The following is an 8,636-nucleotide window of genomic DNA, read 5'->3' on the forward strand; positions in this document are numbered from 1 at the left end:
CACGGCTTGAACAACAGGTTCATTGTTCGGCGGCCTGGTCAGGTTTCGGAGCGCGTACGAGCCGTCGCGGGCGAGTTGTCGAAGTACGGCAGCGCGAACATGTACAGCCCCGTCAGCAGTTGCACGAACAACGGCGGCAGCGGTGCGTAGGTGATCCACGGCGGCGGTTGGCCCGGGCCGACACCCATTGCGACGAAGTTCGCGATGACCGTCAGCGTGAAGACGATCGACACCCAGCGGTGGCTCTGCCGGACCCAGCGACTCCCGCTCATGGCGCGTCCTTCGGAGAGGACTCGCCACTGGCCTCGATCATCTTCCACCCGTTGCCCGACGGGTCGCGGAAGCCCGCGTCGACCGTTCCGTAGCGGGCCACCGGCTCCTGGGTGAACTCGACACCGCATGCGCTCAACCGCTCGTAGGTCGCGCGGCAGTCGTCCACCGTGAGCACCAGCGGCGGCATCGCGCCTTTCGCCAGCACTTCGAGCAGCGCCTGCGCGGTGGCCGGGTCGTGCACCGGCGGCCCCGGCTTGAACAGGCCGAGCTGGAACGATGCCTGCTCCGGGTGCTGGACCGTGAGCCAGCGGTAATCGCCGTTGCGTGCGTCCGTGTGGACGCGGAAACCGAGCTTGTCGACGTAGAACGCGAGCGCCTCATCCTGGTCGCGCACGTACAGGCCGACCACACCAACACCAATGTTCTGACTCATGGAACCTCCGTTGTCTGGAGCGTCTTTATCCCATCCGCCTCGCGGCGGCGCTTCTCCGAAACTGCGGTCCTGAGGTCGGGCCGGTGCGCGGCGCGCACGATGCACTCGGGTGCGCGCTCCGCATCCGGCGCGGCGGGCCGTTCGCGGGCACGCAGCGCGCCGGGGCTGTCGCCGGTGATGTCGCGGAACACGCGGCCGAACGTGCCGAGGCTGTTCCAGCCCGTCCGGTAGGCGATCTCGGTCACCGGCAGATCGGTGTCGCGCAACAACGCGATGGCCCGCTCGATCCGCCGCGTAAGCAGATAGCGGTGCGGCGGCACGCCGAAGGCCTTCTTGAACTCACGCGCGAAGTGCGCCTCCGACACCGCGCTCACCTGCGCCAGCCGCGGCACCGGCCACGCTTCATGGGGCGCGCCGTCCATGCGGTCCTTCGCGCGCAGCAGGCGCCTCAGCAGTTCGGGGCTCTGAGTCATTTCGGCAGAATCGCCAACGTGAGACGCAGCATGTCGAAGAGTTGAATCCCGTCCTCGAACAGCGGCTCCGGGTAGTTATCGATGAAGAAGTCGCGGTCGATGCCCGTGACCCTGAAGCCGTGCCGCTGGTAGAAGGCAAGCTGGTAGCCAAACGACCCCGTGCCCACCTGCAGCGTGCGGGCGCCGGATTCCCGGAACAGGTCGACCACGTGCTTCAGGAGCGCATGGCCGTAGCCGGATCTTTGATGAGCGGGATCCACCGCGACGCACATCAGTTCGTGTGCACTCGACCCGAGGGGCTGGATTACGCATGCACCCACGACGCCCCCGTTGCACGACGCAACGAAGCATCGCGATGCCGGGAGGTAGGAGCGCAGCTTTTCCTCCGAAGGGTCGGCGAGAAGCAACAGCGCCATCGGTGCCTGTGTTGGCGCAACTTCCTGGATTGATAGCGGCATGGCTTCGTGTCGTCTATTGGGTTGTATGCGAGCCCGGGGTGATGGATCAGACGTGTCGACAATGATGCCAATTCCTGCCCGATGCAGTTAACCAGCCATGTGATCAATGACTTCGCTTGCTCGTGCTGCGGGTGTTGGCGGGAGGGTCAAACCTCTTGCGCCCAGCCAGCATCCGACAGGCCTGCGTAGTGAGCAATTCGCAGGATGTCGTCGTGGCCGTACTCCAGGGGAGAAACGATCAACGCTTCGCCCGAGCTCGGGACCAGGTGCAATCCCGCAGGCGACAACATGCTCCGTTCGCGGTCGAGATCATCCACTGCCACCACGATCAAGCCACCGAATGCTGTGATCTGCTCGATACGCCCGCCTTCCAGAAGCACCCCGCTCATGTACGGCGCGACCAGACTGCCCACGAATGCGAAGACCAACGCAGACCCGACCACGAACAGGATGACGAAACGGGGGCTCGTGTCCGGTATGAAAAACCACGACAGAGCAAAAACCAGCAACAGAGTGCCGATGCGTGCAAGGCTGAGCCGGACCGGCTTTTTATAGATGAAAGTTTTCACTTGTCCCCGTTCGTCCCAGTGCGAGATCAGCTGATCCATAGTCCGAGCGAGTGCTGCAAACGCCATCTATCGCCGTCGCGCACAAGGTCATGGATGAATCCCGCCCCACACAGACTGCCGCATCGGTAGTCCACATAGATCAGCGCGCGTTGCCCATCGTCCGATAGCACCGCGCGACTTACGCGGACATAGCTGCCTCCGCCCAAGTCCCCGAATCGCGCGGCGGATATTGATTTGTGTACTTGGGCGGCCGGGCGGAGCACAACACCCGCAACGTCGGGATCGGGGATAGGTCGGCTGGTCTGGTTGGCGAGGACCAGTTCCTGACGCAGTTTTCGTGGAATCCGGTTGTCCCAATCGGCTGCCACGATGCCCGAAACGTGGGGGCAGTGCGGCATGTCAGGCACAAACGGCTTGCTGCCTTCGCAGATGACTACCGATTCATCGCTCAACGTCACTCTCGGCCGATCCGGACCATGCGTCGGTGGGCTGGCACCTCGCGTTCGAAGGAACGTGTCGCCCCTGCTGAGGGCTCGGAGGATTTCCCGTTGCTCCGCATCGGTGGCCGGATCGGGCCGCGGCATCGTGGCCCATCGTTGATAGGTCGCGGTGATGGCACGAACTCCGATCGGTGCAAGGCCAATCAATAACAGCAGAATCGCCAAGCAGGCGGCTGCAACGACGATCCTTTGCCAGCGCAGTCTTGAAGCCATAAGCGTTTCAATCACCTGGCCACCAGCACGCAGCCGCGTCACCGCCGAATGTACAACAGGCTGCCCGGCCCCCCCCATTGCAGGGCAGCTCGGTGGCTGGGACATTTCACCAAACGGTTGACAATTGCCGGTAGCGGCGTATGTTCAACCACATGGTTGACAAATACTCCCCCCGTCTCGACACCGTGTTCCAGGCCCTGTCCGACCCGACCCGGCGCGCGATGCTGCGTGCCTTGGCCGGCGGCGAACGCACCGTCGGCGAACTGGCCGCGCCGTTCGACATCTCGCTAGCCGGCGCGTCCAAGCACATCCAGACGCTGGAGCGCGCCGGCCTGATCCAGCGCGAAGTGCAGGGCCGCGTGCACACCTGCCGGCTCGACGCGCGTCCGCTGCATGCGGGTGCGGAATGGCTGCGCCATTACGAGCGCTTCTGGACCGGCAAGCTCGATGCCCTCGACGCCCTCCTCAAGGCCGAGGACGCCACCAAATCATCCCCACGGGCGCCCGCCCGCAAAACCCGTCCCCCACGGAGAAAGCCATGAACACCGCCACCACAATCGCCACCCCCGAAGCCGACTACGGCGTCGTCAGCGCACCCCAAACCGTACGCATCCAGCGCCTGCTGCCGGGGCCGATCGAGCGCGTCTGGTCCTACCTCACCGAAGGCGAACTGCGCCGCCAATGGCTGGCCGCCGGCGACATGCAACTGGAAGAGGGCGCCCCGTTCGAGCTCGTCTGGCGCAACGACGAGCTGACCGACCCGCCGGGCCAGCGCCCGGAAGGCTTCGCCGAAGAAAACCGCATGCGCAGCCGCATCACCGAACTCGACCCGCCGCGCCGGCTTGCCTTCACCTGGGGCGAGGGCGGCGGCGACGTGACCTTCGACCTCGAGCCCAAGGGTGACCAGGTGCTGCTGACCCTCGTCCACCGCGGCATTTCCGACCGCGCCAACCTGCTGATGATCGGCGCCGGATGGCACATCCACCTCGACATCCTGCTCGCCCGCGCCAACGGCGAAAACCCCGGCGCACGGGAAACCTTCTGGGACGGCTGGACACGCCTGCGCGCCGAATACGACCGCCGCATCCCGGCCTGAGATCCAACACGCGATCACCCGGCGCGACGCACGCTGCCGCGATCCACCCGGAACGGAGAGACGACATGAGCCAGGCCTATACCGGCGGCTGCGCCTGCGGCGCGATCCGCTACGAAATCGACGCCGAACCGCTGTTGATGAGCGACTGCCAATGCCGCGACTGCCAGCGCATCAGCGGCACCGGGCACGGCTCGTACCTGAGCTTCGAAGGTCGGGACAAGGTGAAACTGAGCGGCGAGGCGCAATGCCGGGACAGCACCGGCGACAGCGGCAACGTGAAGACGCGCGCCTTCTGTCCCACCTGCGGATCGCCGGTCTACATGACCTTCGCGGCCGTGCCCGACCAGTTCATCGTGCATGCCGCGAGCCTCGACGACCCCGGACGCTATCGCCCACAACTGGTGACGTACACCGCAAGCGGCCACGCCTGGGACCGGCTCGATCCGGCGTTGCCGAAGTTCGAAAAGATGCCGCCGGGCTGAGCACCCGGCTGGCACGTGCAGCTGGCAGGGTCTTCCTCACCGACAACGGCCGGCGGCCATCTGCTACGACGGGTCAATGGCCGCCGCCCAGCCGCGCGCCGCGACTGTAGCTCCACCGCCGCATCCCCGCTTGTGATCGCGGGAGTTTCGCGTACCTCAGAACAACTCGTCGCCCGGCATACCGGCCGCCTGCTTGATCCAGTCCTTCATCTGCGTCTCGTCCATGCCTTCGTCCTCGTTGATGTGCACGTAGCGCACGTGCTCGTGTTTCGAGGCTTCGGGCGGCATCGGCTTGAGCGAGCTGCCGCGATGGAAGGTCACCTTGATGTACCTGGTGAAGCAGTGATAGCTGAGGAACCAGCCCTTGTCCTCGACACCGTAGAAGGGCGAGTTCCAGCGCACCGGCTTGCGCAGCTTCGGCACGCTGCGCTCGATCAGCGCGTCGAGCTGGCGGCCCACGTCGTGCTTCCACCCCGGCATCGCCGCGATGTAGGCCTGCACCGGCTCGTCGCCGTCGCCCTTGGGGATCTGCGGGTTGCCGCCGGACAGCAGCTTGGGCTTGTCGTCGGATTTCTTCGTCATTGGGCGCTCCTCCGTCGAGTCACGGCCATGGTCGCGCGGCGATGTTAACTACGCATGCAGAAGGGGCCATCCGGGGGGCGGCCATGCAGCGCTCCGCTACCGGGCCAGAAGGCCCAGCCGCAGGTGTAGTGGCACTTGCGAGAGTGCACTGCCGGCACCCCACGAATACGGGCGCAAGAATCGGATAGGAGCCTGCGACCCGCACACCTAGATTCCCCGCATCAACAACGCAGGGAGTTTGGAAATGCATGTACTCGTGGACAAGGTGGCCATCGTCACCGGGGCCAGTTCGGGGATCGGTCGCGCGACGGCTCGGCTGTTTGCCCGGGAAGGCGCGAAGGTCGTCGTGAGCGGGCGACGCCAGGCCGAGCTGGACGCGCTGGTCGCGGAGATCGAGGCCGACGGTGGCCAGGCCATCGCGGTGGCCGGCGACGTCCGCGACGAAGCCTTGGCGAAGGCCTTGGTCGAAGTCGCGGTTGAACGCTTCGGCGGCCTCGATATCGCCTTCAACAATGCCGGCGGCCTAGGCGCGATGGGATCCGTCGCCGATGTCTCGCTTGAAGGATGGCGCGACACCCTCGACACCAACCTGACGAGCGCCTTCCTCGGCGCGAAGTACCAGGTGCCGGCGATGCTGGCGCGCGGTGGCGGCTCGATCGTTTTCACCTCGTCGTTCGTCGGCTCCACCGTGGGATTCCCCGGGATGGCGGCCTATTCCGCCAGCAAGGCCGGGCTGACCGGGCTGACCCAGGTCCTCGCCGCGGAGTTCGGGGCGCAAGGCATCCGGGTCAACGCGGTGCTGCCGGGCGCCACGGATACGCCGTCGAACCACGCCAACGCGCCCGATGCGCCGGAAGGCACCCGCGACTTCATCGAAAGCCTGCACGCCCTCAAGCGCCTGGGCCGGCCGGAGGAGATCGCGCAAACCGTGCTCCACCTCGCTTCCGACGCATCGAGCTTCATCACCGGTGTCGCGCTGCTGGTCGATGGCGGGGTGTCTATCACCCGGACTTGAGTGCTGAGCCAAGCCGCGCCGCGATGCGGCCCGGGATTGGAGGAGTCGCTAGGCTTCGCGCCGGGCCTTGTGATACGCGACAAGTGCATTGGCGTGGCCGTGACCAATCTTGTGCTCGGTCTTGAGGAAAGCCACCTGTTCCATGTGCCTCTTGTCCTGCACGGACTCAAGGACCTCGAACCAGTGCGCCACCGGCTTCCCGTAGTTCTTCTCAATGGATGGGAAGTAAGAGGCGGGACCTTTGACTTTCGTATCCGTAGGCATGAATGACCTCGCTGTTGGAGTGAGGCCCGCGACAGCCACATGGCTAGCCTGACTGGCCCTCATCCATCCGACGAATAGACTGGCAGAAGATCGACAATTCTGGACTTATCGCCCATCGAGGCGCCCGGCCTCGGTCCGCTGAGCGCCACCAGTTCCGGCAGGTTGTCTTCGATGGCGTGCATGGCGCCTGTCGTCGTCCGCGCGACAGCTAGCGGAAAAGCGTTTCAAAAAGCCAAGCCCCGCCCCGCAGCAGCGCAAAGCCGGTGGCGAGAAGGCCGGCGATGAACAGCGCCGGCCCCACCCGGGGGTGCCGCGCCCATTTGTCCCTGATCCGTTCCACTGCATTGCGGGACAGGGAAGGGTCGTACTTCAGGGCGGAAAGAAAAGCGTTCAACTGGTGCACTCGGTTCAAATACGGATCCACGGGATCGTCGTCATACGGAGAGGACGGTGGATCCGCGGCCAACATCGCGCGCCAGCGCGACAACGGCTCCGAAGGGTCGCCAAACAATTCGGCGACAAGCCGTTGCCCGTTCTCCTTCCAACCGGTGAACTCCTCGTTGGGTACCCACTGGTCCCTTGGCAACGTGGGCTGCTCCTTGTTGCGCAGGTTCTCCAGGCGCCCAGCCAGCACGTTTCCCGCCTTGACCTGGCCATCAATGAGTTGCTCCGCCTGCTTTTGCCGGCTGGACAACCCGAGGCGGGACAAGAACGCTTTCATGCTTGCTTCCCCAATCCGTCGGCGGGGCGCCGTGACTACCTACTCAACGCGCACCTTCGCGCGGGGCGGTCAGTCGGAATGTCTCCGGTCGCGGTAGGGAAAGTAACTGGTCAGGCATCAACCGAGAAGTCGACGAAGAGCGCGAACTCCTTGCGAATCCCGCGCGGAAGTTTTCCGTATTCGCGCCGATAGATGCGGGCCAGCGCCAGATTGGTGTACCCGCCATAGGTCTTGCCGCTGGCATCGCGCAGCATCCAGTCCTCAATATCCGCCGCCGGGACCGGCCGGCGACCGAGCATGTCCTCTGACAGGCCGGCCACCGGGGTCGACGCGAGCGACACGATTACTGCTCCGTTGTCGTGCGAATGGGCCATGCCCCACACGTGCTCGATGGTGTCCTCGACCGGTAATGGAAACTTCACGAAAGCCTCCATCACGCCCTTGTCCAGCCCGTCGAGCAGACGTCCGATCTCGCGCCGGGCGCGCTCGACCTGCTCGCGCATGACGACATCCGACGGGTCGACCGGGAGCGCGTCGAAGCCGGGTTTGGCCCGCCAGAGGTACAGCAGCAGCGACGGCGTTACGAGGAACGCGGCCACGAGTGCGATCACGCCTGACACGTCATCGTCGAGGCCAAGCAGGCCATGCGTGACGGAGAGTGCCGGGACCATGGAGAGCAGGGAGAGGACGGCTATGGCCAGGAGTCGCATCGGGGTCAGCCCCAATCCTCACCGAGCATGTAGTCCACCATGTCCAAGTCCGCCCAATGGTCAACGCCGGACTCGTCCGCGATGCACGCCTGGTATTTGTTGATGTGCTCCGTGTGCAGTGCACGTGCCCGTGGCGACGTGCCGTGCGTAATGGCCTCGTCGGCCAGCTTGCGATCGAAACATCCCTCCGCGTATGCATCCAGGTCCGCAAGGCACTGCTGGTTGGAATAGCAGCCGTCACTGAAATCGTCCTGCATTCCGCTGCGCAGCGCTTCGACGAAGGGCGATTCGACCGAAGTCGATTCGACGGAGGGTGGTTCGACGTTGCAGGCGCTCAGGCTCCCAACCAGCACCAGGGCGAAGACGGCGCGAAAGAGCGGCTTTGACGCGCGAGGACAGAAAGGAGGGCGACGTTGGGTCATGGTGGTTGACAGCACTTGGAAAGGGAAAGGAATTCGTGAGGCGTCGTCGATGGCCTCTCGGGCGACCAGCCTTTGCAGGTCCATCCGAGAGCGAAGCGTGCGGGTTCGGTGCGCATGGGGATGATGTTGAAGTGGCACTTGGACGGGTGCAAACCCGGCCTCAAGGATTCATGCCGATGTGCGGCACCAGCACAAGCGGCTCGCACTCGGCATCCGGACAGCCGAAATAGCGCGTTTGGCTGCCATTGCTCCAGAACCCCTTGGCCGCACCGTTGATCTGGAACGTCCAGGCCCGACTGCTGTCGACCAGTTCGCCCTCGATCATGCAAGGCGAAACTTCGTACTCGTGGTGATAGGCGCGGGCGTCCAGTTCGGTGCTGAGGGTGAAGAAGGTTTCCACCTGCTCCGGGGTGAGCGTCCAATGG

General features: G+C 64.9%; 17 protein-coding genes. 4 read left to right on the forward strand and 13 right to left on the reverse strand.

Annotated features, from left to right (window positions below):
- Nucleotides 1–38: 38 nt before the first annotated feature.
- The 6 genes from ACT9AS_RS10025 to ACT9AS_RS10050 all read right to left on the reverse strand — a co-directional run bounded on the left by ACT9AS_RS10025 (nt 39) and on the right by ACT9AS_RS10050 (nt 2,961).
- The gene (locus ACT9AS_RS10025; protein WP_445099993.1) at nt 39–272 is read right to left on the reverse strand and encodes a hypothetical protein; all 234 of its coding nucleotides are present in this window, start codon (nt 270–272) and stop codon (nt 39–41) included.
- On the reverse strand, nt 269–706 hold the full coding sequence (locus ACT9AS_RS10030; RefSeq protein WP_445099994.1) for a VOC family protein: 438 nt from the start codon (nt 704–706) through the stop codon (nt 269–271). Before ACT9AS_RS10030 ends, ACT9AS_RS10025 begins: the two co-directional genes overlap by 4 nt.
- Nucleotides 703–1,179 carry a helix-turn-helix domain-containing protein gene (locus tag ACT9AS_RS10035; protein ID WP_445099995.1) on the reverse strand — a complete coding sequence of 159 codons (477 nt, stop codon included), beginning with the start codon at nt 1,177–1,179 and terminating at the stop codon, nt 703–705. Before ACT9AS_RS10035 ends, ACT9AS_RS10030 begins: the two co-directional genes overlap by 4 nt.
- Nucleotides 1,176–1,595: a GNAT family N-acetyltransferase gene (locus ACT9AS_RS10040; RefSeq protein WP_445099996.1), complete on the reverse strand. Its 420-nt coding sequence runs from the start codon at nt 1,593–1,595 to the stop codon at nt 1,176–1,178. Before ACT9AS_RS10040 ends, ACT9AS_RS10035 begins: the two co-directional genes overlap by 4 nt.
- 188 nt (nt 1,596–1,783) lie before the next feature.
- Nucleotides 1,784–2,245, reverse strand: coding sequence for a hypothetical protein (locus tag ACT9AS_RS10045; RefSeq protein ID WP_445099997.1), 462 nt, complete (start codon nt 2,243–2,245; stop codon nt 1,784–1,786).
- Entirely contained in the window at nt 2,233–2,961 is a 729-nt protein-coding gene (locus tag ACT9AS_RS10050) for a hypothetical protein (RefSeq protein ID WP_445099998.1), read from the reverse strand. Before ACT9AS_RS10050 ends, ACT9AS_RS10045 begins: the two co-directional genes overlap by 13 nt.
- Nucleotides 2,962–3,071: 110 nt before the next feature.
- Between ACT9AS_RS10050 and ACT9AS_RS10055 the strand changes: the two genes are divergently transcribed.
- The 3 genes from ACT9AS_RS10055 (at nt 3,072) to ACT9AS_RS10065 (ending at nt 4,497) form a co-directional block, all read left to right on the forward strand.
- On the forward strand, nt 3,072–3,461 hold the full coding sequence (locus ACT9AS_RS10055; protein WP_445099999.1) for a metalloregulator ArsR/SmtB family transcription factor: 390 nt from the start codon (nt 3,072–3,074) through the stop codon (nt 3,459–3,461).
- Nucleotides 3,458–4,015, forward strand: a complete 558-nt coding sequence (locus tag ACT9AS_RS10060) for an SRPBCC domain-containing protein (protein ID WP_445100000.1) — start codon at nt 3,458–3,460, stop codon at nt 4,013–4,015. Before ACT9AS_RS10055 ends, ACT9AS_RS10060 begins: the two co-directional genes overlap by 4 nt.
- Nucleotides 4,016–4,080: 65 nt before the next feature.
- Nucleotides 4,081–4,497, forward strand: coding sequence for a GFA family protein (locus ACT9AS_RS10065; RefSeq protein ID WP_445100001.1), 417 nt, complete (start codon nt 4,081–4,083; stop codon nt 4,495–4,497).
- Between the two features lie 156 nt (nt 4,498–4,653).
- Here ACT9AS_RS10065 and ACT9AS_RS10070 read toward each other — a convergent pair whose 3' ends face one another.
- Entirely contained in the window at nt 4,654–5,079 is a 426-nt protein-coding gene (locus ACT9AS_RS10070) for a DUF1801 domain-containing protein (RefSeq protein WP_445100002.1), read from the reverse strand.
- Between the two features lie 244 nt (nt 5,080–5,323).
- Here ACT9AS_RS10070 and ACT9AS_RS10075 point away from each other — a divergent pair, with 244 nt between their 5' ends.
- Complete coding sequence (locus tag ACT9AS_RS10075; RefSeq protein WP_445100003.1) at nt 5,324–6,094, forward strand: SDR family oxidoreductase; 771 nt, start codon at nt 5,324–5,326, stop codon at nt 6,092–6,094.
- Nucleotides 6,095–6,142: 48 nt separating this feature from the next.
- Here ACT9AS_RS10075 and ACT9AS_RS10080 read toward each other — a convergent pair whose 3' ends face one another.
- The 6 genes from ACT9AS_RS10080 to ACT9AS_RS10105 all read right to left on the reverse strand — a co-directional run bounded on the left by ACT9AS_RS10080 (nt 6,143) and on the right by ACT9AS_RS10105 (nt 8,611).
- Nucleotides 6,143–6,358, reverse strand: coding sequence for a DUF4287 domain-containing protein (locus tag ACT9AS_RS10080; RefSeq protein WP_445100004.1), 216 nt, complete (start codon nt 6,356–6,358; stop codon nt 6,143–6,145).
- Between the two features lie 59 nt (nt 6,359–6,417).
- Nucleotides 6,418–6,540 carry a hypothetical protein gene (locus tag ACT9AS_RS10085; protein ID WP_445100005.1) on the reverse strand — a complete coding sequence of 41 codons (123 nt, stop codon included), beginning with the start codon at nt 6,538–6,540 and terminating at the stop codon, nt 6,418–6,420.
- 26 nt (nt 6,541–6,566) lie between these two features.
- Nucleotides 6,567–7,079 (reverse strand): hypothetical protein, encoded by a 513-nt coding sequence (locus ACT9AS_RS10090; RefSeq protein WP_445100006.1) that lies wholly within the window; start codon nt 7,077–7,079, stop codon nt 6,567–6,569.
- A 110-nt stretch (nt 7,080–7,189) separates the two neighbouring features.
- Nucleotides 7,190–7,789, reverse strand: a complete 600-nt coding sequence (locus ACT9AS_RS10095) for a DUF2314 domain-containing protein (RefSeq protein WP_445100007.1) — start codon at nt 7,787–7,789, stop codon at nt 7,190–7,192.
- A gap of 5 nt (nt 7,790–7,794) precedes the next feature.
- A complete protein-coding gene (locus tag ACT9AS_RS10100; RefSeq protein WP_445100008.1) occupies nt 7,795–8,295 on the reverse strand; it encodes a hypothetical protein in 501 nt (166 codons plus the stop codon).
- 76 nt (nt 8,296–8,371) lie between these two features.
- Nucleotides 8,372–8,611 carry a hypothetical protein gene (locus ACT9AS_RS10105; protein WP_445100009.1) on the reverse strand — a complete coding sequence of 80 codons (240 nt, stop codon included), beginning with the start codon at nt 8,609–8,611 and terminating at the stop codon, nt 8,372–8,374.
- Between the last annotated feature and the right edge of the window lie 25 nt (nt 8,612–8,636).

This window comes from Lysobacter sp. F60174L2 (genome assembly GCF_052547135.1).